The 24,504-nt window shown below is 39.3% G+C and carries 18 protein-coding genes and 1 tRNA gene; 5 read left to right on the forward strand and 14 right to left on the reverse strand.

What is annotated here, in order from left to right:
* The first annotated feature begins 194 nt into the window (after nucleotides 1–194).
* Nucleotides 195–1,142: a DNA-methyltransferase gene (locus DTK66_RS00720; RefSeq protein ID WP_153930767.1), complete on the forward strand. Its 948-nt coding sequence runs from the start codon at nucleotides 195–197 to the stop codon at nucleotides 1,140–1,142.
* 188 nt (nucleotides 1,143–1,330) lie between these two features.
* Here the strand turns inward: DTK66_RS00720 and ndk are convergent, their stop codons facing one another.
* The 3 genes from ndk to DTK66_RS00735 all read right to left on the reverse strand — a co-directional run bounded on the left by ndk (nucleotide 1,331) and on the right by DTK66_RS00735 (nucleotide 5,364).
* A complete protein-coding gene (gene ndk, locus DTK66_RS00725; RefSeq protein ID WP_153930768.1) occupies nucleotides 1,331–1,774 on the reverse strand; it encodes a nucleoside-diphosphate kinase in 444 nt (147 codons plus the stop codon).
* An 89-nt stretch (nucleotides 1,775–1,863) separates the two neighbouring features.
* Nucleotides 1,864–4,182, reverse strand: coding sequence for an RNA polymerase recycling motor HelD (helD, locus tag DTK66_RS00730; RefSeq protein WP_191667452.1), 2,319 nt, complete (start codon nucleotides 4,180–4,182; stop codon nucleotides 1,864–1,866).
* A 12-nt stretch (nucleotides 4,183–4,194) separates the two neighbouring features.
* Nucleotides 4,195–5,364 (reverse strand): cation:proton antiporter, encoded by a 1,170-nt coding sequence (locus tag DTK66_RS00735; protein ID WP_153930770.1) that lies wholly within the window; start codon nucleotides 5,362–5,364, stop codon nucleotides 4,195–4,197.
* Nucleotides 5,365–5,565: 201 nt separating this feature from the next.
* On the opposite strand from DTK66_RS00735, the gene DTK66_RS00740 reads away from it, so the two are divergent.
* Nucleotides 5,566–6,840 (forward strand): ClC family H(+)/Cl(-) exchange transporter, encoded by a 1,275-nt coding sequence (locus DTK66_RS00740; RefSeq protein WP_191667472.1) that lies wholly within the window; start codon nucleotides 5,566–5,568, stop codon nucleotides 6,838–6,840.
* 151 nt (nucleotides 6,841–6,991) lie between these two features.
* On the opposite strand, the gene DTK66_RS00745 is transcribed toward DTK66_RS00740, so the two are convergent.
* From DTK66_RS00745 to DTK66_RS00770, 6 genes are all read right to left on the reverse strand, one after another.
* Nucleotides 6,992–8,221 carry a tyrosine-type recombinase/integrase gene (locus tag DTK66_RS00745; RefSeq protein ID WP_191667453.1) on the reverse strand — a complete coding sequence of 410 codons (1,230 nt, stop codon included), beginning with the start codon at nucleotides 8,219–8,221 and terminating at the stop codon, nucleotides 6,992–6,994.
* Between the two features lie 63 nt (nucleotides 8,222–8,284).
* The gene (locus DTK66_RS00750; protein WP_191667473.1) at nucleotides 8,285–8,488 is read right to left on the reverse strand and encodes a helix-turn-helix transcriptional regulator; all 204 of its coding nucleotides are present in this window, start codon (nucleotides 8,486–8,488) and stop codon (nucleotides 8,285–8,287) included.
* A 64-nt stretch (nucleotides 8,489–8,552) separates the two neighbouring features.
* Nucleotides 8,553–9,821: a Rep family protein gene (locus tag DTK66_RS00755; protein WP_191667454.1), complete on the reverse strand. Its 1,269-nt coding sequence runs from the start codon at nucleotides 9,819–9,821 to the stop codon at nucleotides 8,553–8,555.
* An 83-nt stretch (nucleotides 9,822–9,904) separates the two neighbouring features.
* On the reverse strand, nucleotides 9,905–10,306 hold the full coding sequence (locus DTK66_RS00760) for a hypothetical protein (RefSeq protein WP_191667455.1): 402 nt from the start codon (nucleotides 10,304–10,306) through the stop codon (nucleotides 9,905–9,907).
* 141 nt (nucleotides 10,307–10,447) lie between these two features.
* Nucleotides 10,448–11,062, reverse strand: coding sequence for a hypothetical protein (locus DTK66_RS00765; protein ID WP_191667456.1), 615 nt, complete (start codon nucleotides 11,060–11,062; stop codon nucleotides 10,448–10,450).
* Entirely contained in the window at nucleotides 11,059–11,424 is a 366-nt protein-coding gene (locus DTK66_RS00770; protein ID WP_191667457.1) for a hypothetical protein, read from the reverse strand. The genes DTK66_RS00765 and DTK66_RS00770 overlap by 4 nt, the downstream gene beginning before the upstream one ends.
* 193 nt (nucleotides 11,425–11,617) lie before the next feature.
* Between DTK66_RS00770 and DTK66_RS00775 the strand changes: the two genes are divergently transcribed.
* Entirely contained in the window at nucleotides 11,618–12,181 is a 564-nt protein-coding gene (locus DTK66_RS00775; RefSeq protein ID WP_191667458.1) for a hypothetical protein, read from the forward strand.
* A 73-nt stretch (nucleotides 12,182–12,254) separates the two neighbouring features.
* On the opposite strand, the gene DTK66_RS00780 is transcribed toward DTK66_RS00775, so the two are convergent.
* Nucleotides 12,255–13,214 carry a hypothetical protein gene (locus DTK66_RS00780; RefSeq protein WP_191667459.1) on the reverse strand — a complete coding sequence of 320 codons (960 nt, stop codon included), beginning with the start codon at nucleotides 13,212–13,214 and terminating at the stop codon, nucleotides 12,255–12,257.
* Between the two features lie 9 nt (nucleotides 13,215–13,223).
* Nucleotides 13,224–19,775, reverse strand: a complete 6,552-nt coding sequence (locus DTK66_RS00785; RefSeq protein ID WP_191667460.1) for an SEC10/PgrA surface exclusion domain-containing protein — start codon at nucleotides 19,773–19,775, stop codon at nucleotides 13,224–13,226.
* Nucleotides 19,776–19,948: 173 nt separating this feature from the next.
* Between DTK66_RS00785 and DTK66_RS00790 the strand changes: the two genes are divergently transcribed.
* Nucleotides 19,949–20,317, forward strand: coding sequence for a helix-turn-helix domain-containing protein (locus DTK66_RS00790; RefSeq protein WP_003665518.1), 369 nt, complete (start codon nucleotides 19,949–19,951; stop codon nucleotides 20,315–20,317).
* Nucleotides 20,318–20,556: 239 nt separating this feature from the next.
* On the opposite strand, the gene DTK66_RS00795 is transcribed toward DTK66_RS00790, so the two are convergent.
* The 3 genes from DTK66_RS00795 to DTK66_RS00805 form a co-directional block, all read right to left on the reverse strand.
* Nucleotides 20,557–20,630, reverse strand: a tRNA-Thr gene (locus tag DTK66_RS00795).
* A 125-nt stretch (nucleotides 20,631–20,755) separates the two neighbouring features.
* Nucleotides 20,756–22,120: an aspartate aminotransferase family protein gene (locus DTK66_RS00800; RefSeq protein ID WP_191667474.1), complete on the reverse strand. Its 1,365-nt coding sequence runs from the start codon at nucleotides 22,118–22,120 to the stop codon at nucleotides 20,756–20,758.
* Nucleotides 22,080–23,561, reverse strand: coding sequence for an APC family permease (locus DTK66_RS00805; protein ID WP_191667461.1), 1,482 nt, complete (start codon nucleotides 23,559–23,561; stop codon nucleotides 22,080–22,082). Before DTK66_RS00805 ends, DTK66_RS00800 begins: the two co-directional genes overlap by 41 nt.
* A 292-nt stretch (nucleotides 23,562–23,853) precedes the next feature.
* Between DTK66_RS00805 and nth the strand changes: the two genes are divergently transcribed.
* The gene (gene nth / locus DTK66_RS00810; RefSeq protein ID WP_191667462.1) at nucleotides 23,854–24,495 is read left to right on the forward strand and encodes an endonuclease III; all 642 of its coding nucleotides are present in this window, start codon (nucleotides 23,854–23,856) and stop codon (nucleotides 24,493–24,495) included.
* Nucleotides 24,496–24,504 lie beyond the last annotated feature (9 nt).

Genomic DNA, 24,504 nt, shown 5'->3' on the forward strand with positions numbered 1-24,504 from the left:
AATCATTGCCGCTCATTTATTATCTATTTGATTGTGACCATTTCGTATTTTGGAGGCCTTTGCACCAACCGCCTCTCGCTTAAACTCATACTACTTAATATATATAATTTTAATCCAACCACCCCTAAAAAGGCAAGACAATCCCGAAGTTGACAAGTATAATAATATTAAATGGTAAACGGGAGTGGTATTAAATGCGCTCAAAGAGAAATAAAACAATTGACTTTTCATTGGATGAGGCTTCTCCAACTTTACTGGAACAAATCCTCCATCCTACTGAAAACATTAAAGATGCTTGGGATCGAATTATTAACGGAGATTCCTTTAAAATAATGACGGCGCTTTCTCCCCGCCAAGTTGATCTTGCACTTATTGACCCTCCCTATAATCTCAATAAGCAGTACGACGGGTTAAATTTCAAGAAAATGACGACAGGACAATATCAAAAATATACGCAAAAGTGGATTGACCTATTAAAACCGTTATTGAAGGATAATGCAAGTGTCTATGTTTTCTCTGACTGGGCTACCAGTATGGTTCTCGCTCCTGTCCTTGAACAAAATTTTATTATTCAAAACCGAATAACCTGGCAGCGTGAAAAGGGGCGCGGTTCCCAGAAAAATTGGAAAAACGGCATGGAGGATATCTGGTTTCTAACCACTGACCCCAATAACTATACTTTTAATGTTAATCAAGTAAAACAACGCCGGCAAGTTATCGCTCCCTATAAGCAAGATGGAGTCGCAAAAGACTGGCAATCTACTTCAACAGGAAAGTTCCGCGATACATTACCTTCTAATTTTTGGGATGATATTTCGATCCCTTACTGGTCAATGCCTGAAAATACAGGTCACCCAACCCAAAAGCCAGAAAAATTACTTGCTAAGATTATCCTTGCCAGTTCCAATCCAGGCGACTTTGTCTTTGACCCCTTTGCCGGTTCCGGATCAAGCTTGGTAACGGCCGCAAAACTCAACCGCCATTATCTTGGCATTGAACAAAGCTTGCTTTATTGTGCATGGGGACAGTACCGTCTTAACCAAGTAAAAAACGATCAATCCATTCAAGGATATACTGATGGGGTCTTTTGGGAACGAAACACCTTAGCAGCCCAGCGAAAAATTATGCGTCATAAAAATTAAAACGGCTGAGAAAAAACTTTTGTTTTCTCTCAGCCTTTACTATTTTAACGAACAATAACAAGATAACGTGGCCAATAACCACAAGGTCCAAATCTAAGAGCGAACGATAGTCAGCCCTGCCGTATTAATCATCGTTCTAGTTTAGCCAACCGCCTTGTCACGAAGGTTTTTCCTAATCCCACTTTTATTTATTGTTTATCTTTGATATTAAATTCTGGGAACCAAATATCAATTTCACGAGAAGCACTATTAACATTATCAGAAGTGTGGATAATGTTTCGTAAGTTACCATCTGGCCACTCACGTCCGTAATCTCCACGAATTGTTCCCCATTCAGCTTCGCCAGGATTTGTTGCGCCAGCCATATTGTGGATCGCCTGAATAACATTAGTTCCCGACACAACAATCCCAACAATCGGTCCCTCTGTCATATATTCAAGCAATTCAGGGAAAAATGGCTTATCAACCTTATCAAAGTAGTGTTGACGGAGCTTTTCTTCTGAAGGCTCAATCATTTTTAAGGCTTCAATATTATACCCCTTACGTTCGATTCGCGTAATAATATCACCAATATGACGGGTTTTTACTCCATCGGGCTTTACTAGCACAAGTGTGTATTCGTCTTTAACCATGGCGAAGCATCTCCTTTTTCTATCTTTACATTCATTAGATTATCATAAGTTACCAGACGTTGAAAGCGTTTTTATTCAATAGTTAGGATTTAATCCTTCTTTGGTAACTGATACTCAATTGTAAGTAAGCGACCTGCCTTTTCATTGATTGCATCACTTACCGGTCCGTTACTTAGTAAAACCAATTCATGCATTGCCCGTGATGCCATTGTATAGATCATTCCTACTTCATCCGTATTTTTAAGATTCTCAGCAGATACATCTGCAGCAATCACTGCATCAAATTCAAGGCCTTTCGCCAAATAGATTGGTAAAATTAAAATTCCCTTTGGTAGTTCACTATCATCTTTATTTAGGAGATGAATATTATCAATCTTTTGCCGATGAAGCTGCTGATAAATAGCAGTGGCCTGCTCCTGATTTTTAGTTAAAATCGCAACCGTTTCATGGCGGTTTGCAAGATCAGTCGTTTCATCAATTATTGTCTGCTGAAATTCCTCTGCTGAATAGCGAACTAGCAGGCGCGGCTTATCACCATGCCGTGTAAAGGAAATAATTTGGTCACCATCTGGCAATAACGCCTTTGCAAAGTCCGTAATTTCCGTTGTTGACCGATAACTACGGCGTAAAGCAATCAAGTTAGGCTGTTTGGCCTTAAGAACATTACTTAACTTGCCTAACAATTCTTCCGGCAATTGTAATGGTTTAAATAAGGCTTGTTCACTATCTCCTAAAACTGTAAATTTTGCCTGCGGGAATGCATGCTTTAAGTAAACTAACATTGCCGTAGAATAATCTTGCATCTCATCAATAAAAACGTATTGGAAAGACCTATTTTGTCCTGTTCCCGAAATCAAATCACGAAGATACATCAGCGGGGCCGCGTGCATTAGCTCAAGTCGATGGTACTCAATGCCATCTTGAAAGGCTAAAATCATTGTTGACCATTCGCGCTGACTAATTGTTGGTGGAATATCAACGACGCGTAAAAACTGGTTGTATTGATTATAAAAGTCAAGGAAGTAATTATTGTAGATTGCATCTGCGATAACCCTTAGCCGCCGTTTAGCAAGTCGTCGTGCTAGGTATGCATATTGTTCATCTTCATCTTTAAAATCATCAATTGTCTTCTTGCCATATAAGTTATGCAACTGCTGAAGATCAAGTGAATCTAATTCTTTAGCAACCCAGTCTTTTTTGGCTTCGTCTTTTACCCGGTGCTGAAGCTCACGGATTAATTTATTTTTTAGCTGCACAAGTTTATCAGCCGGTGCCATTGTTGGCGGCAGCTGCTGATACAAGTCTTTAATGTGATGAGCATCAAAAAAGACTTGACCATTAAAGCGAATATCAGCAAATTGCAACTGATCGATACTCATCTTTTTGACATAACGTGCAATTGCCGTCATAAAAGTTTCGCTTTCAATAAAATCAGCTACCACGTGAGATTGCTGATTAGGTTTTTGCCGTTCTTCATAACGATCAAATAACGTTTCTACTTTTAGTCCCTCAAAACGTCGCCGAATGAAGCCTTCTAAAGTCACCTGGCGCATATTTCGCTCGCCGAGGCTCGGCAGCACCTCTGAAATATAGTGGCTAAACAAGTTATTAGGACTAAAGAGGACAATCTGATCTGCATTCAATGCTGTCCGACTATGATAGAGCAAGTAAGCAATTCGTTGTAGAATTGCAGATGTCTTTCCAGAACCAGCAACCCCTTGGACTAATAAAAGGTCACTTCGCGTATCGCGAATAATATCATTTTGCTCTTTTTGAATTGTAGCTACAATATTATGCATATATTGATCATTTTGTTTTCCCAGAGCTGCCTGCAATATCTCATCGCCAACAGTTTCATTAGTATCAAACATATTAGTAATTTGCCCATTTTTAATGGTAAATTGTCGTTTTTTCTGCAACTCAGTTGTTTGAACCCCTGCTGGCGTTTCATAGTTAACTTTGCCCAGGGTGCCATTATAATACACTCCTGAAATAGGCGCCCGCCAATCATAAATTAAGAAGTCAGTCTTGTCTTCATTCATCAGAGAGGACGTACCAATATATAAGGTTTCACTATCTTTTTCCCCTGGATCTTGAATATCAATTCGTCCAAAATATGGTGAGCCTTTTAAATTTTTGAGAGTTTTTAACTGGTGCTTCAAAATCGTCTCACTCTCTGCCGCCCGTGAAACCAGTTGCCGTTGCTGTTCGATCATTGACCGTGATTCTGCAATATCATCAACTTCATAACGGTTAATTGAGGCATTTTCGCTGTAGTTACGTTCAACTGCGCGGGTTTCTTTATGTGCATCTTCAACTGCTTTTGTTGTCGTTACAACCTGCTGGTCAATTTGCTTTTCTACATTGTCAACACGAGCTTGTTCTTTTTCTCGTTCATGATTGTCCATAAAAACGCCCCTTTATCCAATTTCATTTACTGATTTTTTTAACGCATGTTTCAAAATAAATGGTGCTAAGACAGTAGCAACAATGATCACCGTAATTACATCTGAATAATACATTGGCGATAACAGGTGCGCTTCATAACCGATTTGTGCAGTTATTAGCCCCATCTCACCACGGGCGACCATCCCGCTTCCAACAACATAAGAACTCGGGATACTAAAACCAGATAATTTTGCACCAGCACCACAACCAAGCAACTTCGTAAGGCAAGCAAGGACTGTCATTACGACTACAAAAACAATCGACTCATTAAGGTTATCAAACCGCATATTAAGCCCTACGCTTACAAAGAACAATGGAATGAACATCGCATAACCGATGGGAATAAAACTTCGGTCAACAACTTCTTTATGTTTTGTGTTGGCAACTGCAATCCCCGCAAAGAAAGAGCCAACAGCCCCGCTCAAGCCAACATAATCAGCGATGGCAGCCATCCCCAAACAAATAATCATTGCCATAACTGAAGTTGAAGCAACTGTTAATAAACGGTCACTCATATGAATAAGGTATGGTGCCAACCACCGAATCAGCAAGTAAGTTCCACCGAAAAACACTAATTGCATCAACAGAACAATTCCTAATGGCTGTCCGTTTCCATGACCACTATTGCTGCTACCATTGATAACACTAATCATGATACTCAATAGAATTACCCCGATAATATCATCAGCAACGGCAGCTCCCAAGATGGTGGCTCCTTCTCGGCTATCCAATCGTTTAAATTCACGCAACACGGCTACTGAAATACTAACAGATGTTGTGGCGAAAATGACCCCGATAAACAGCGATTCAAGCTTAGTAAAACCAAACGCGTAACTAACTGGACTCATAACCGCAATTGGAATAACTACCCCAACGATTGCTACAATGACAGCAGGCTTTAAATACTTTTTCAGTAACGAAAGGTCACTCTCAAGTCCAGCAATGAACATCAAGATAATAACCCCAATTTCTTGAAATTCATTCATCATTGAGTTCAAATGAACCCAGTCTAAAACCGCTGGTCCTGCAATAATTCCGACTAAGATCTGTCCGATTACTTCTGGAATCTCAACTCGTCGACATAAATGCGCCACAAGTTGAGTGGCAAGTAACAGGCCTGCTAATACAGCAATAAATTCCATTTCTTTTCCTCCATTTTCTCTTATTGTGCATATCTACATAATTCTGATTTTAACATAGCTATATTTCCAATCCTAATTATTATTTAGGGAGTGTATAATCAATACTATAAATTGATTTTGATGTCGAAAGGAGGGATTGCTGTGGATAACAACCAATCTACTGTCAAACGTGCCCGTGATGTCCTAAATAAACCTATGTCAATGGCTTTTATTTCATTAATTATAAAGGGAATCGTCGTTGGTTTGCTAACTGGACTTATCGTAGGAATTTTTCGCTGGATTATTGATCGCACAATGAAATTATTAACAATAATTTATCCAATAATGGCCCAACATCATCAGCTATTAATTCCTTATATTTTTATCATTTTGCTCATCGTGTTTTTACTCAGCCGAATTCTTAAACCATTTCTTCTGGACTTGGTCGGCTCTGGGGTACCCCAAATTGAAGCTGTTCTATTGAACGAACATAAGATGAAGGCTTGGAGCGTTCTATGGCGAAAATTTGTTGGTGGTTTACTAGCTATTTGCCCCGGATTATTTCTTGGTCGTGAAGGGCCTTGTATTCAAATGGGGGCTTGCATTGGGCAACTCTTTGGAGAACACATGAAAATGAGTGAGAAAGAAAAAAGATTCCTTCTCGGTTGCGGAGTCGCTGCTGGTTTATCAGCTGCATTTAGCGCTCCATTAGCTGGCGTAATTTTTCTAATGGAGGAAATAACCTTTAACTTTCAACCTCAAGGATGTATCACCGCTCTTGCTGCTGCCATTGCCGCTGATTTTGTTACGATTTTATTTTTTGGTGTACGTCCGTGCTTATATTTGCCGGTTCATGCAAACTTACCAAAAGAGAGCTATCTTTGGCTATTATTTCTAGGTGTCCTAATCGGTTTACTTGCGTATCTTTATCAATATACGTTATTAAATCTTCGTTGGTGGTACAGTAAAATTAAGTTTCCAAGTATTTACCACAGTGTTATTCCACTACTTCTGGTAATTCCGATTGGCTTATGGAATGCAAAGATTTTAGGTGGTAGTCATGATTTTATCGCCTACATCGCTAATCTTGATAAAGATAGTCACCTTCCCAGCCTCTTAGGACTGCTCGTAATTTTCTTTGTCGTTCGTTTTTGTTTTTCAATGATTAGTTACGGTGCTTCCGTTCCCGGTGGAATTTTTATGCCTATTTTAGTATTAGGATCATTGATCGGGGCAATTGCTGGTGTGATTATGATTCATCAGAACGTTATTCCGGCAGCTTGTTACCTTAACCTTGTCGTTATTTCAATGGCAGCTTACTTTGGTGCGATTGAAGAAGCACCATTTACAGCTATTACCTTATTAACTGAAATGGTAGGATCCGTTGATCAAATCCTCCCAATGACAATCTTAACTTTTATTGCTTACATCACTAGCAATCTGCTCGGTGGTCAACCAATCTACGCTTCACTCCGAAAAGAAATGTTCAAATATTAAACATATTTTTACCGTCGTTTGCCACATTACAATCCAATTAGAAGCAAACTATTTTAAGCCATCTAGCGGGTTCGAACCCTATTCTTGTTTTCACAATAGTCACAAGGGATCTCACTACACTAAACGCCTAGGATGTTGCATTCGAGTTGCACTACTCTTCTAACCAATTATTCATTGAATCAGCAATAATATCCTTAGAAGGGTGAACATATTTTTTTAAATAAACCTCAATCGAATTTCCTAAACGACTAGATGCTATAGCAGGATTAATATTCTTCGCACAGAGTAACGTAGCAACTGAATGACGACAGGTATATATGCTTATTGGTAATTCTCCACTATCAATCTCACATACTTGACATGCTTTTCTCAATGCTTCGTTAACTGCTTTTTGATTAATAACTTTTCCTTCTGAAGCTTTCTTAAAATCTCGAAGACTCAACAAAATATACCCTTTATTGGGTAGGTTATATCTTTTGAGAAAACGAGCTTGTTTTTCTTGAAAAGTTCTAAGCGCATCAACGGTTTGGGGATTCAAAGGCAAAGAATTTCTTGTCTGTCCAGGCATCCTACTTTTAAGATGACCATTCATTTTCCCCTCTAGCTCGTTCCAGGAATCACTTAAACAGAAAATATTAAATTCTGAACCGCCTTCTGTTTTTTCAACGGTTAGATCCTTCCACTTGAGCGCCTGAACCTCACCCGGTCGACACCCAATGCTTAAACAAATTAGTACCCCAACTAATGAAACTAATTGTTGAGGACTTTCTTTATTTATTCTGGATATTACATACTTTTTAAGTACATTTATTTGCTCAGTACTAAAAGTATATTTCTTTTTCTTAGGAGACATTTCACCTTTTCTAAACCATCGGCTTATAAATCTAGCCGGAACTGGATTCTGTTTATAAATCGTCCCAACCAGCCTAGAAAAATATGTTCTAAGATGTTGAAATCTTCTACTCATAACAGTGTTATAAGCTACTGATAAATCCTTATCGGAAACTAACTTCCGCGCAAATAACCTCATTACGTTTTCATCAACATTTTTTAATTTAATGTTCGGTAAATATTGTTCAAGGATGTGTAAAGTATATAAATGGTCATTGTATGTCCGTTTTTCCCAGCTTCCTGCTCTATTCTCTGATTCTAAATAAGCAGTATAAGAATCAACTAAGTTAAGATCTTTATCCTTGTAGAAGGTGGATTCGCGTTCGAAATCTACCATCAATTTTTGATAAATTTTATTTGCTTCTGTCTTAGTTTTACAATACTTAACTGGTAAGCTTACAGTGTTTCCAGCTGCATCACGCGGTTGAGCACGAACCCGATACTCATTGTAATGTTTAGATTTCTTATTTGTAATTTTAGTAACTGACATTGTAATCACTCCTATAAAAAGGGAGCAATAGCTGATGCCATCGCTCCTAATATTAACACCTCACTACTTCTTTTTCCATGTTGTCTGCTGCTTGTACCCCGCTACACATAACCAGTTTTCTACCTCTGAAAGGTTGAAATACTTATAGCTATCCTCACTAAGCTGGTGGTATGGCAGTCCTAATTTCTGTAATTTACGTAAATAACCGGTACTTATACCTAGCTTTTCTGCGGTTTCCTTAGTATTTAAAAACTTTTTTCCTATCATTTCCATCACCATTAATTTGATTAACTATGTCAATAGGAATAGAATGAGACTGTAAATAATTTTCCTAATCATCAGATTGCTTTGGCCGGCTCTGGTGATTTTTTTCTTTTTCTCCGATTTCATCCCCATATTGCTGTAATTCCCTCAGAGTAAACATAGATCCTAATCCCTTTCTTGCGTATGGATTAGTATAGCTGCTCCCATATTCTACAATCCATCTATTCTTTTTCGGATCAATGTCGTACACATACTGTGTAAGTTGATCATATGAAAAATCCAACTTCATTCCAATACGTCGATCAAGCTGTTCAAAAGTATCAATTTTACTTTTTACATTATTCATGCTGTTGTAAAACTGTAGTGGATCGTACACACTAGTTAGAAAAATAAAATCAGACTGAAATGGTGGATTATGGTAGCGAGCAGTAAGGTTTTTCCTGTACAAGTAAGGGTCGCAAATCTGTAAAAGATCAGCATAAGTAATAGTATTTGGTCGGACTTCATCAAAAATTAGCACCTGTTCTCCACGATACCCTTGAAAAGGATCATTCTGACTGGTCGTTACAAAGTAACTCAATCCACGTTCCTCAGCAAAATGCCTAGCAAAGCTGGTTTTCCCCGTTCCAGCAAACCCGGATAGCCAAGAAACCATGATCATGTCTCCTTTTTCCTCCTTCTTTTTCACCCATCGCTTACACTTCTCTTCCATAATGTAGGAGTCAATTTGATCTAAGTTTTTAATGTTCCTAGCAAGAGCAGCGCCACCTTGTAATTTCAGTAGGTCTTCAGCTTCATCCCGAGAAATATTCTCATTAGCATATTCATCAAGAATATCCGTAGTTGATTTAATCTCTTCGGTCTGCTCGATATATGATGGATAGTCAAAGTTTGCTTGCACTTCTGAAGGAGAATATTGATATTTTCCCTGTTGCTTAGCTTCCTTGGTATGATGAATCAGATAACCCATCAAATTTTTAGTACTGTTTGCTATTGATTGACCACGTTTTGTAAAACAGGTTATTTGCTGTGGTCGATCATTTATTATTTTTGACAAACGCGAAATTGTCGTACGCTTAGTTAACGTAAAGCCTACGTGAACATGTGGGGTAACCTTTTCACCTTTTTTATTAATATCCTTGTTATGGACAATCCAAGCAATCTTATCGATATTAGGAATCGTCTTGACTCGACGAATTAATGCAGCAATAGAATCAAAAGGTAAATCTGTTATCTGCTGGGTGTACATCCAGACCCTCGAACGGACTTTAGCGATTTCTTCCTTTTTCTTGCCTTCTGAGCCTTCATTCTTGCTATTTTCTGACAATAGTTTCATTCCTTTCTATTGAGACATCAATCTGTAAAAAGTGTCTTCACCACGGTTTGATGGAACAAGCACATCAAACCGCAAGATAACAATCAATAAAAGTAATCTGTGTCATCATCTACACTATCTACTCGATTTAAGACTTCAAAAATATCATTAAAAGAATAGAAAGGGATTTCGTTTAAATCTTTTTCTTTCAATAAATTATTGCAAAGTTCTCGAATTGCCATTAATGCTAATGTGTTGTCAACGTCACTTGCCGAATGTTTTTTACGCATTTCATATTGCTCAAATGGCATCATCGTTCCACCAGGACATGGATCATTGTATACGTCATACAGGCACAAAGCATTACATAATTGTGAACTAACATAATGTAATACCTTATAACTTTCTTTCATTGCCTCGGCCATGCTTAAATAATCATTTTCGAAGACTTCATCAATTTTGTTTACCATGTCTTCTACCATTTCTGTTTCAATACTTTTTTCCATCTTGTTCTCCTTTTGTAATAAATAACCTTACATGCATCTTTCCGATGTGCGCTTACAGCAAGTGCTAATCCTTGCGTTTCCTTCCGAGCCTACCGGCTCTCCAGTCCACTCAGGATTAGCACTTGCACGCCATACAGATATTTATACATTATGAAAAGCCGTCATTAACATCCATGACACCAGATATGGATTGTAGCCTTCCCGGCACAGGAAGCGATATAGTCCCATCAGGAATGCTTTATATTCACTATTCGAAAATTCCTTAGCCAGCAGATCCTGTAGCTCTAAGAAAATTCCATACTGTGTATCCGTTAGAGCGCCACGATGGTCATGTAAATATTTAAAATAGCCTTTCTCACTCCTAGCAGCCGCATTTCTTTTCACTAGTTCCAGAACTGGTTTCTCACCTTTCTTAGGATTTTGTTTTTCTCGCCATTTTTTCCAATCATTCTGTTCCCTCTGAATGAGATCATTGTAATAATCCGCAATCTGCCGGTTGCTCTCATCATCGTCAACGATTTCATCATATCTCTTGTCCAAGAATCCTGATCGTTCTTGTAGTTCCTTTTCTCTCTTCTTGAGTTCAACTTCTTTCTTAGATAAAGCGTCAGAACGCTGATCATTCTGTTCTTTTTCACTTTGAAATTTTTTAATTGCAGTTAATGGTTCGTTCTGAAGCTTTTTCTTAGCTATTCCGTAGCCTGCTCCTAGAACGCCAGCACCTCCTACCATTCCAGTTAACAATGAAGCTATCATTTTTCTCCCTCCTCTACTTTTGAAAAGCTTCCTAAAATACTTACATGTACTGGAGCAAAGCTACTCTGAGAATTAGGATTGTTGAAGGCGAACGCGCTCGAACTAATTATCCGAAGGCGCACCTTATCTCCAATAGCAATTTTCTGGCTATTTGCCTTTGATACTTTCACGCTAATCCGGTCATGACGCGTGTGTGCTAGTTTTCCATCCAGAGCCTGCACTGTGACCCGAGCACCCAGTTCTGGATGCTTCTCGTCATCGATATCACTAATATCAATGACAAGCAATGTACAGTTCTGTAGCTCCTTCTGGATATCACCTTTCAGACCTGCCAGTGAAATATAATTTTCTTTATTCGTCATATACTTCATCCTTTCTTTTTAAGATTTCGCTGAAAATAGGAGTATAATATGTATGAATATCTATCTCTCTTACTTCACTTAATATGATAGACCTTTGGGCTTGGCATTCCGAACTTATTCACCGCCCAGACATACCGGTCTAATAGGCACCTAGTAGCATTTTGCATTATCAAAATAGGAGGCTTTTTTAATTATGGATGAAAAAGAAGTAGAAGATCTTAAGAAAAAAGGATATATTCCAGTTGGTACTGTTAAAGATAGTAGAGATAGCGATACTCTCTACAACCGAATTGAAGGTGGAGTACCTAAAGAAACTCGCGCCTCTCAAAAGACCTTTTATAATCGAATTAAAAGGATAAGAGATTCATTCTCACAAGAGCAACAGAATGAATACAAAGACGATTTTATAACTGGTCCAAATCAGAAACTATATGTTTCTCAACGAATGGCAGCTATCTTGGATGACTATTTTTATAATAAATATGAAACGGAGAGCTATGCGAACGAAGTTGTTGATGAAAGTTATGTAAATTCCAGAATTACTTACGTTAGAAAGGTATTTAAGGAGTTAAACGAGGAATACAAATTTTCAGAACAATCCTTAGATAGTTTAAATAAAATCCTAGTTCGATATAATCGTGACTTAGAATATCTTGAATCACTTTATGATGAACTTAATGACTTAATTTCTTCACTTGAAAGTCGTAGAGATCCTAAAGAAATGTATAAATTTCTTGACGAAATTTCTAAAAAATAAAAATGATTTGTCAACAAGATGTTATGACGAAAAAATACCATGCAACTTCAACTAAGTCACATGGTATTTTTTATTATCTTATTTTATAAGTAACCTCTGTACCTGTATCAGTACTATCAGATTTTAGTGTATGGTTTACCATATTATATTTTAATTCTAATGGCAATCCATCTAAATCAATATTAACTGTCGTTTCAGGACGATTTGTAATTTGATTAGTATCTGAATCTATACTTACCTTTCCTGAAGATTTTTTCTTCTCAATCTTCGCATTATAAGTTGTATCACTAAGTCCACTTTCACCTAATGAGTATTCATTATAATTAACTATTACATTTTTACCATTTTTGCTAAATTGAATACTTTGTGGAATCTTCACACTTCCTTGTTTAGCTAAACTTGCAACCTGTTCGATAGTAGTTTCCTTATCATCTTCTTTGTCATCCTGCTTTGCAGCTGTTTCAAGTTGTTCTGATGAATAGTTCATATTTCGAGATGGAACCAAAGTTTTTCCTTTTAATGTCTCAACAGCTTTCTTGGTGTTCTTATCTGCTCGACCTTGTTCCTTTTTAAACTCTTCACCCATCTGATTTGATTGTTTTTGAATTGACTTTCCTTCTTTTGAGGTGGATTTTACGAGAATAACATCAGAACCATCTAAGATATCATCACTTCCATCGCTAAAATTTAAGATTAGTTCATCCTTATCGTCACTTAATCCGTACGTTGCAACATTTGTTGGTTTATCCGAACCATTTCTATTTTTAGTAGTAATGAAAGTTAACTTCTTTTGCTTTGAATCTCTCTTAATATCACCAGAATAATCACCATTACCTGTTGAAAAATGTTTACCATCAATCTTCAGCTTAGTTAAGGTCGCGGTATTTGTTTTATCTTCCCCATTAGATGTTTTCTCTATCCACGTTCCATCTAATATATGTGAATTATGGTAATTAACTCCAAAAATAATTCCCAGTACCACTGCTACTGCAATAATAGCAGCAACTATTTTCTTAGTATTTTGTTTTTGCATATTTTCTCCCTAAAATCGTTTCTTCTTAAATCCAAATAGTGCTAATCCACTAGCCAACATAACTCCAGCAAGTGCCATTACTGATTCTGTATTATTACCTGTCTTTGGTAATTCTTTTGCACCTTGTCGAGTTGAGTTTACCATTACATGAACAGTGCCATTGTTAAAGGTAAGGACTTGGTGAGCATCAGTGTTGTTGGCAAAAACATAGCCTTCAGGAGCAGTCAAATCAACAGTTTGGTTGGTACCCTTGGCACCAGTGAAGGTTTGAGATGCAACAAAGTGGACGTGACCGGCTTCGTCAATTAAGTCAAACTCAACAGTTGACTTAGCATCGGTATTTTCTGTTGGCTTAGTTTCATGGTGTTCGTCATGGTGATCATCACTAGGGATTGTCTCGTGACTATCGTCGGGTTTTGCGTCATGACTGTTATCTGGCTTTACATCATGGTGTTCGTCTTTATGATCATCACTAGGAGTTGTCTTGTTGCCTTCATCAGGCTTTGCATCATGGTGTTCGTCATGGTGATCATCTGATGGTGTTGTCTTATTGCCTTCGTCTGGTTTTACATCATGGTGTTCATCTTTATGATCATCTGATGGTGTTGTCTTATGACCGTCGTCAGGCTTTGCATCATGGTGTTCGTTCTTGTGATCGTCTGATGGTGTTGTCGTGTTACCTTCGTCTGGCTTTGCATCATGGTGCTCATCTTTATGATCATCACTAGGCGTTGTCTTGTTACCTTCGTCTGGCTTTGCATCATGGTGCTCATCTTTATGATCATCACTAGGGTTAGTCTTGTTACCTTCATCTGGCTTTACATCATGGTGTTCACCCTTGTTGTTGTCACTAGGGTTAGTCTTGTTACCTTCATCTGATTTAGTTTCATGATGTTCATCCTTGTGATCGTCACTAGGCGTTGTCTTGTTACCTTCATCTGGCTTTACATCATGGTGCTCGTCCTTGTGATCGTCTGATGGTGTTGTCTTATTACCTTCGTCAGGCTTAGTTTCATGGTGTTCGTCCTTATGATCATCTGATGGTGTTGTCTTGTTACCTTCCTCTGGCTTGGCGTCATGATGTTCATCCTTGTGATCATCACTAGGGCTAGTCTTGTGGTCATCTGATGGTGTAGTATCGTGACCTTCATCTGATGGCTTAGTGTCATGGTGTTCTTCAGCAGCCTTAACGGTTAATTGAACCTCACTATTTAATGAAGAATCATCAGGGAAAGTAACAATAACTGGTTCAGTGTAGGTACCAGCAGTCTTGATATCAGTTAAGACTTGCGTTTCATCAGCAAAGTGTGCGGAAGTGTTAGCTGGAAGTTGAGCGGAAGAATCCGTGCTTTGAACGGCTAAGAGGACAAAGGTTGCTGGTTGATCTTTAAGAATAACTTGAAGCGTTGGTAATGCGTCACCGGCAGTTAATTGCACTGGGATGATCGCAATACGATCAGCAAAACGTTGCGCATCAGTTTGATGATGGGCTTGAGCCTGTAAGTCGCGTAAGTAATTGTACTTATTAGTTGCTTGAGTCAACTTAGCTTGAGCATCGGCTAAGGCTTTAGTGTCATCAGCTAACTTAGCATCAGCCTTCTTAGCATTGTCAGCAGCCTTCATAAGGTTAGCTTGAGCAGTTTGTAATTGAGCCTTAGCATCAGCAAGTTTAGTTTCCAAAGCCTTAAAGTTAGCGTTAGTGTCTTGCATTGTCTTTAATTGAGCTTGGTAGTTTTCAACTAGAGATTGAGCAGTAGTTAAAGCCTTGGTATCAGCAGCAAGAGTGGCATTGATTGAATCAACAGTTGATTGAGCCTTAGCAACAGTTTCTTGGGCAGTCTTAGCAGCAACATTAGCTTGGTTAAGCATTGCTTGAGCATGAGCATTAGCGGCAGTCTTAGCCTCTACGTCAGCTTGGGCAGTCTTGATAGCTGAATCAGCGTCAGTCAAAGCCTTTTGAGCAGCCTTAGCGTCAGCTTGAGCCTTCGCTAATTGGTCAGCGGCGTTAGCTAATGTCTTTTGACTAGCAGTTAAGGTTGACTTAACAGCATCAAAATCACTCTGTGCCTTAGTCAAGGCGTCATGAGCAGTTTTAGCGTCAGTTTGAGCCTTAGTTAATTGATCATTAGCTGAATCTAATGCGCCACGAGTAGCGTTTAAGTTAGTTTGAGCTTGATCCTTTGCTGTGTTAGCTTGAGCTAATGCTGTTTGAGCAGTTTGATCAGCGGCGTTAGCCTTCGTCGTGGCATCAACAGTAGCGTTGTAGTTCTTTTGAGCAGCGGTTTGCGCAGTTAAAGCATTAGTATAAGCAGTGTTAGCACTGTTGAGAGCTTCAGTGGTTTGAGCAACGACGGCATCAACTTGCTTCTTAGCAGCTTGAGCAGTTTGTAATTGCTTAGTGGCTTGTGCTAAATCATCATTAGCCTTAACTAAAGCAGTTTGAGCAGCTTGCTTAGTCTTAGTTTGATCTGCAAGCTTAGCCTGAGCACTAGCTTGAGTGTTAGCTGCAGTATCAGCTGCAGTTTGAGCATTAGTCAATGCTGTTTGAGCATCCTTAGCAGCAGACTGAGCCCTGTTGTTATCATTTTGAGCTGAAACAATGGCTTGATTATGGTTAGTAGCAGTAGCTACCGCAGCATTATAAGCAGCGTTTTTAGCGTCAGCGTCATTTTGGGCAGCAGTTAAAGCATCGTTAGCAGCGCTTTGCACGGTCTTAGCACTAGCGACGTTTTGCTTAGCTTGGTTAAGAACGGCTTGTGCAGTTTCAACCTGCTTATCAGCCTTAGTCTTGTCATCAGCAGCAGTTTGTTGAGCTGATTGAGCAGCAGTAACGACAGCTTGAGCAGACTTAACTTGATCAGCAGCTTTTTGAGCGGCGTTTTGTTTAGCAGTTAAAGCAGCTTGTGCGGATTTAACAGTACCGTTAGCAGTATCAACACCCTGCTTAGCGTGGTTAAGTGAAGCTTGGGCATTGTTAACAGTAGTTTGCTTAATCTTAACGTCAGCAGTAGCATCGTTAACAATCTTTTGTGCAGAATCAACGTTAGCATTTTGCTTAGCAACAGCATCATCCTTAGCGTCAACGTCAGCATTAGCATCATTAACCGTCTTTTGAGCTGCAGTGACATTGCTGTTAGCATCAGTAACGCTTTGAGCCTTTACATCGGCATCGGAATGTGCATTAGCAGAAGCGGTTTGAGCATTCTTAAGGTTGTTATTAGCATTATCAACAGTCTTTTGAGCATTAGCTTGTGTTGCCGTAGCGCTTTGTAGTTGACTTTGAGCATTAGCCTTAGCCGTATTAGCATTTTGCAATTCGTCATTAGCAGATTGCAAAGCATTCTTGGTATCAACGGCGTGGTTGTTAGCATCAGTGTAAGCTTCAACAGCCTGAGTATTAGTGTCGTTTAAGCTATTAACCTTAGTTTGTTGTTGAGCCATTTGGCTCTTGACGTCATCTAATTGGGCTTGAACCTTAGACTTAGGATCGATCTTAGTATAAGTAGTAGTATCAAACTTAGATGGATCAACAATTGCAGGTTCATAGATTGTAGTTGTTCCATCAGATTGAGGTAACTCAACCTTCTTAGTTAAAGCTCGTACTTGGATCCAGTGTTGCTGGTCTTGTCCCTTATCAACAGCAGAGTTATTAGTATCGAAACCAAAGTAAGTAATGCGTTGATCAGTTGGAGTTCCAGACCACATTTCATCATTAAGTCCAAGAATTGAGATCGTATGACCGAAATTATTACCATCGGTTCCGTCATCGAAAAGATAACGAAGCATTGCGTCATGAAGTCCATGCTTCATCTCATCCATGTTAATTGCATAGTCAGTAGCATCCCAATCAGTAACATCGTCCATAATGTGACGTGAGATGACACCATTATCCTTACATTCGAAATAATTTACCGGATGATCGGCATGCATTAAACCATATTTAGGAGCAAGATCATTGATTGCCTTCATATCATGATGGTTATACAATGACCAATTATCAGCAGTATATTGCTGAGCGATATCATGAGCGTAATCCATAGCGCCTTTAGCAACCACATCTTTACCAGCAGTATCAAGAGTTCCATAAGCTGCACGGACATTGTTAATCATATCAACGGCATATTGGGCTAACTCAAGACGTTGATCATAAGTTAAGTTGTTAAAGAATTCAGAACGAACTTCACTCGTACCCTTCCGAGCAATTACGTTTTGCTTATCTAATGTATTAGATGTAAATTTGTTGAGATCCATTCCAGTAGAAGCTAAATCCATATAAGCTTTTCGATCAGCAACGTATTCACTATCAGTAAGTGGATTTCCACCTTCAGCGGCTACAGCTTGAGCCCGGGCTACCATCTTATCATAAGCGGCTTTCATCCCGGCAGGAACCTTAATTTGAGTGTTATCAACATAAGAATCAATTGAAGCTTGTAAGGAATCAGCTTGCTTAGAGAGTTGATTATAAGTTGCTTGAGCATCTTGAACCGCTTTTTGCGCAGCTTGCATAGCCGTGGTCTTAGTTTGAAGATCGGCTTGAGCGTCATCATTAGCCTTGGTAGCAGAAGCAACTTCAGCAGTCTTAGTTGCAATGTCTTGGTTAGCTTGATCCAATGCCTGTTGTGCAGAGGCAACAGCAGACTTAGCATTGTTGAGCTTGTCAGTAGCGTCAGTTAAAGCAGACTTAGCAGAAGCAAGATTTGCATCAGCGTCCTTAACGTTTTGTTGAGCCTTAGTTAAAGCGTCGTTAGCAACAGTTTGCTTAGCCTTGGCATCAGCTAAAGCATCGTTAGCGTTCTTAAGATTTTGCTTAGAAGCATTAAGAGCATTGTTAGCATTAGTTTGAGCTTGTGTAGCAGAGGCTAAAGTTTGGTTAGCTTGCGTTTCAGTTTCCTTAGCAGAGGCTAATGCAGAATTAGCTTGATCCAATGCTGATTGGGCATTAGCTTGCGTCGTTTGAGCAGCCTTTAATGCAGAATTGGCATTACCAAGGTCAGCTTGAGCGTTCTTAACGGCTTGTTCAGCACCGGCTTGTAGTTGTTGTACTGCAGTTAATTGTGCTTGTGCATCATTAAGAGCTTTTTGCGCCTTAGTTAAAGTAGATTGCTTAGCATCAGCGTCATGCTGAGCAGAAGCTAAAGCATCTTGTGCGTTTGATTGCTTAGTATTAGCATCAGCAACGGCATCGTTAGCACTATCAAGTTTTGCTTGAGCATCTTTAACAGCAGATTGAGCAGTAGTTAAAGCTTGTTTTGCGTCAGCGACTGCTTGGTTGTCGCCAGTAGCATTTTGAACTAATTGATCGAGCTTAGCTTGTGCATTAGCTGCAATTTCGTTAGCTTGCTTTAACTTAGCTTGAGCATCAACTAAAGCTTGATCGGCAGATTGCTTAGCCGATTTAGCATTATTTAATTGTGCAGTAGCATTTTGAACATTCTGGTTAGCCTTATCCATTGCAGTCTGAGCATCGTTAGCAGTCTCAGAAGATTGCTTAAAGGTCTTGTTAGCATCAGTTAAGGCTTGGTTTTGCTTAACGGCATCAGCATTAGCTTGATCGGCACGAGATTGAGCGTCCTTAACAGCTTCACTTGCTTGAACAGTTGCGTTAGAAGCTTGGTTAAGCTTGATTTGAGCGCCGGCTTGAGCAGTCTTAGCTGAATTTAAGTCGTCATGTGCCTGTTGTGCTGATTGAGCAGCTTGACTTTGGGCTTGGGATGCTTGATCAAAAGCGGTTTGAGCCTGATCATTAGCAACACTAGCAGATGATGCAGCATTAGAAGCAGTTTCAACGGCCTTGTCTGCGCTAGTAGCGTTAGCATTGGCATCGGCAAGGTTCTTTACAGCTGAAGCTTGCGAATCAGTTAAGCCAGTAGCGTTTTTAGTAGCATCGTCATAAGCCTTTTGTGCTTGATCAATGGCACTAGAAGCTTGATTTAATTGATCTTGACTAGCACTCTTAGCATTTTGTGCATCAGAAAGTGCCTTAGTTGCAGAATTTAAGGCATCACTAGCACTAGCAGCAGAGGATTGTGCTGATTGTTGAGCGCTAGTGGCGTTGTTAGCTGTTGCTTGAGCAGAAGCTAAAGCATCTTTGGCAGCACTAGCACTAGTTTGATCATTTTGTAATTGTGTCTTAGCAGATTCAACGGTTCCTTGAGCAGAAGTCAATGCAGAATTAGCATTGGCAATGTCATCAGACGTTGGATTTAATAATTTAGCTTGATCCACCGCATTGGATGCAGAATTAACATTGTTTTGGGCGTTGTTAACAGCATCGGATGCGGTATTTTGTTGTTGATGCGCATCAAAAGCAGCATTAGAACTAGCATTAACTTGTTGTTGTGCTTGGTCAGCCGCATTTTGGGCGGCATCTTTTGCCGTCTTAGCATTATTAACTTGGTCATCAATATTTTGAACAGATGCTTGCGTCGTTGGATTAACAACGTCAGCTTGAACATGCTGAGTTAATTGACTAGCCCCGATTGTCCCGGCTACAGTCCCCGCCGCTACAAGTGCTAAAATCTTATTTGTATCTGTCTTAATTGCTTTGATTTTCTCTCCCAATATAAATACCCCCCAGGCTAATTTAACTATGGATAACTTTTTTAAGATTTCATTTAAATTACAGATTTATTATAAGCTCACTAAAATTATATTTCCATATTTAAAAGTAATTATATTAGGTTATTACTAATAGGATTAACTCTTATTGTTGTAATAAAAATAGGAGTTTTCTTATGGCAAACAATGTTGATATTGGTGAAAATATTAGACGTTATCGAAAATTAAGAGGATTAACTCAAGAAAAATTAGCCGAATTTAGCGACCTTTCTGTGAAGTTTATTTCTATGGTAGAAAGTAAAAAGTCCCAAAATATTAGTATTCAACGTCTAGAAAAGATAGCAGATGCTTTAGATATAAGTTTAGCAACATTAGTATCTATCCCAGAAAAGAAAGATTTATCTATTAATGATTCTCGCCCATATTCAAAATTATTAATTAATAGGCTAACATCTATGGAAAAAAATACAGCCGAATTAATTAGTAAAAACTTTTTAGATACGATCCATTTATATGAAGATTTACTGAATAATAAGTTGAAATAAAAAAGCTAGAAGATTGATGGATCTTCTAGCTTTTTTTATGTGTTGCAACATGAATTAAGTTCTCAAATCATTGATATGATGGCATTTAGCTACTACTTCCATTTATTTTTCGCAACACCTTAATAAAAGCGTGTTGCAGGACTGTGAAAAACTATTACAAATCATTAAGAACTTAAGTATTTTATTTGGCCATAAATGCTTATAAAAAAGCATTTATGAACTCTGTACTCTTTAAATTAAGCCATCTAGCGGACTCGAACCGCCGACCTCATCCTTACCATGGATGTGCTCTACCTAGCTGAGCTAAGATGGCAATTGTAGTATATCGAATAATATACATTTAAATCAAGAGGGCTCTAGCGTTCGGATTGTCCGAACACTAGAGCCTTCTTTACATACTGTTTTCAACTATAAAGGGAACTTATATCACAGTCGCTATTACCAGCCTAACTCCTCTGCATTAGCTGGTGCTGCTAATTTTCCAGCAGCTAATTCTGAAAATGCTTGATCAATCATTGCAAACGCCCGATCTAGTTCCTCTTCGGTGATTACCAGTGGTGGTTGGAAGCGGAGGATATTCCCCCTCAAACTAATGATAATAGCCCCTAATTCAAAAATTCGATACATTAGTTTCGTTGTTGCTTCCGGATCACCTTTCCCAGTGACTGGATTAACAATGTCAATCCCACCATCAAGGCCATACATCCGTACATCCCCAACAAAAGGATATTTTTCCTGCTCTTGCTGGAAGAATTTAGCAGCCTTTTCCCCTAAACGCTGTGATCGTTCGAGGAGATGTTCATTTTGAATAACATCAAGGGTTGCATTGGCTGCTGCCGTAGTAACTGGGTTACCAGCAGTGGTGTACACATTTGCTGGTGCGCCAAGCGATTCCAAAATCTCTTTTCGACCAATCATCGCACTGAGCGGTAATCCTGATGCCAATGATTTACCAACCGACATCAAATCTGGCTCGATATCAAAGTGTTGAATTGACCACCACTTTCCAGTCCGACCCATTCCTTGGTTAACCTCATCAACAGCAAATAAAATACCATTACGTTTTGCAAAATCGTAAACTTTACGCATATATGCAGGCGGTGTCTTAACAATTCCGCCATCTCCCTGAATAGGCTCAATGATAATTGCCGCCACTTCATCAGCTGGAAGGTAAGTTTCAAACGGTAACCTAAACTGCTTAAACATTCGGTCAACAAAATCCTCGTCCTTTTCACCCTCAAGGCGTTCCCATGGACTCGGGAAGGGAACTTTTACTACTCCTGGTAGCATCGGCCCCATTTTACGGGTCATATTCAATGAAACACCTGAAAGTGTCATCGAACCATAAGTTGAACCGTGATAAGCTCCGGTAAATGAAACGATATATTGGCGCCCTGTATATGCCCGTGCAAATTTAATAATTGCATCATTAGCATCCGAGCCAGAATTCCCCCAAACCATTTCAACAGGCCCACTCATCGGTGCCAGTTTTGCTAACCGCGGCGCTAAACGGGCTGCCTGTGAGTTTGCAAAATAAGCCGGCGTATATTGAATCATTTTGGCTGCTTGTTCCTGAATAGCCTTAACCACTCGCGGGTGTGCGTGGCCAGTATTTGTTGAACTAGCACTAGCAAGCAAATCGATATAGTTATTGCCTTCAATATCAGTAACAATTGCTCCTTGACCATGGTCTAAAACAATATCGTAATATTTGATCCGAGCTGCAGTTGCAAAAGCTTCTTCTTCTTTTGCAAGAACCTGTTTATTCGTTGTCTTCAACTTCGTCTTTTGTGTATTCAACATTTCCATTTTGTTCATCTTCTTTCTTTGCCATCGTTGAGTGCCGCATTCCATAAGCAAAGTAAATAATTAAACCAAAGACGAACCAAATCCCAGCGTAAAGTTTTGCTTGGTAATCAAGACCCATGAATACAAGGAATGAGGCAATAAAACCAAGTGCTGGCAAGACAGGGTAGAACGGCATCTTAAATGAAGGTTCTGGAATATCTTTTCCTTCACGACGACGCAATGCGTATACCCCAAGAGAAACAAACATAAATGCGATCAGTGTTCCGGCAGAAATCAATTGGGAAAGGAAGGCAAATGGGAAGAATGCACCAATTAGAACCGCGCCAATTGTCAATGTCCACAATGCACGGTTTGGTCGGTTACTTTCATCAAGTTTTCCAAGCCACTTTGGCAACATACCGTCACGACCAAATGAATAAATCAACCGTGAACCAGCCATACTCATACCGATCAAAGCCGTAAACATCCCAACAACCGCAATCGTTTGCACAACAGTTGCAACACCGCCATGGTGAGCCGCCCGTAAAGCAAGCCCCACCGGTTCGGCACTGTTAGCGTATTGACCATATGGCAATACTCCAACCAAGACTAAACTAACAGCAACAAACAGGACAACAGCAATTACCAATGATCCAAGGATTCCTCGAGGCATTGTTTTTTGTGGATTGATTGCTTCGGCAGAATTAGCTGCAATTGAGTCAAACCCAATATATGAAAGGAAAATCATTGACACACCAGCATAGATACCTTGCCAACCACCAAAAGCACCGTTAGCTGTTTCACGGTAAGCCGGAATAAATGGTGTAAAATTACTTGCCTTCAAAGCAGTTAAACCAACAACAATGAAAAGTAAGATTGCAAATACTTTTAAGACAACAAGTATATTTTCAACCCGTGCTGCACGAGAAACCCCACGAGAAATAAGCAAGGCAACCAATACAATCACAACGACTGAAACAAGGTCAACAACACCACCCTCTGTACCAAATGCATTGGATAGCGAAGCAGGCAATTTCCAGCCTAATGGTGCGAATAGTGCACGGAAGTTGGCAGAAAGACCAGAACCAACAAAGGCCAAAGCGATGAAGTATTCGGCTAAAAGCGCCCAACCAGCAACCCAGCCAAAGAACTCACCAAAAACAACATTTATCCATGAATATGCTGAACCAGCAAATGGCATGGCAGCTGCCATTTCAGCGTAAGCAAAGGCAACCAATCCAGCTACGATCGCTGCTAATAAGAATGAGATCACAACTGAAGGACCAGTGTGCATTGCGGCCACTTCACCAGGAAGAGTGAAAATGGAAGTGGACACAATCGTTCCAACACCTAAAGCTAAAAAGTCCCGCACCTTCAAAGATCGTACCAAATGACCGTCTTTACTATCATAAACACGCGGGTCTTCTTTACGTGTAATTGTTTTCCAAAAACTCATAATCATCCTCCTTTACGTTTATAATTAAAATTTGATTAGAATTATAAGAAAATCTTTAATATATTGTACCAAGGTGCCATTAAGAGGTCAATCGTTTATTTAAATTAATTCAAGAAAACGTTTTCTTTAATAAACGTAAGCTACTACCTATTTTCCTTAACCGGCACTTTTGTTAGTTTGCTTTTATGATATTAAGCAAATAATAGTTTAATGATAAAAAAATGAGTTAGTCGCTTTTTTTAATTGAGAAGCGTTAAAATAGTTATAAATTGATACGAAAGAGTGATTATTAATGCTATCCCCTGAGGAAATCCGTTATGCGGTTAAAATCATGCGTAAAACTTATCCGAACGCTGGAACAACCCTAATTGCAGACACAAATTACCATTTTCTGCTTGCAACTATCCTAAGCGCACAATCCACGGATCAGTCTGTTAACGAGGTAACCCCTGCCCTCTTTAAGCAATTTCCGTTTCCCAAGGATTTAGCAGGGGTGGAACCAGCAGAAGTGGAGCCATATATTAAACGATTAGGACTTTACCGTAATAAAGCTAAGTTTCTTGTTAACGCATCGCGCCAAATTGTTACCGACTTTAACAATGAAGTCCCCCATACGCTTAAAGAACTAATGACCCTTTCCGGTGTTGGACGAAAGGTGGCTGATGTTGTGCTAGCAGAATGTTTCAACATCCCGGCTTTTCCTGTCGATACCCATGTCAGCAGGGTTGCGCGCCGTCTGCGAATGGTTGATCCCAATGCAACCGTCCTTGCAATCGAAAAAAAGCTAATGGCAGTTATCCCACCAGATCATTGGCTAGATGCTCACCATAGCATGATCTTTTGGGGTCGGTATATGTGTACTTCACGAAATCCAAAATGTGCAAACTGCCCCTTGCTTTCTATTTGTGTAACTGGTCAAAATAACGTTATTTAGTGGAGATAT

This window comes from Limosilactobacillus walteri, from assembly GCF_014830205.1.
Classification (GTDB): domain Bacteria; phylum Bacillota; class Bacilli; order Lactobacillales; family Lactobacillaceae; genus Limosilactobacillus; species Limosilactobacillus walteri.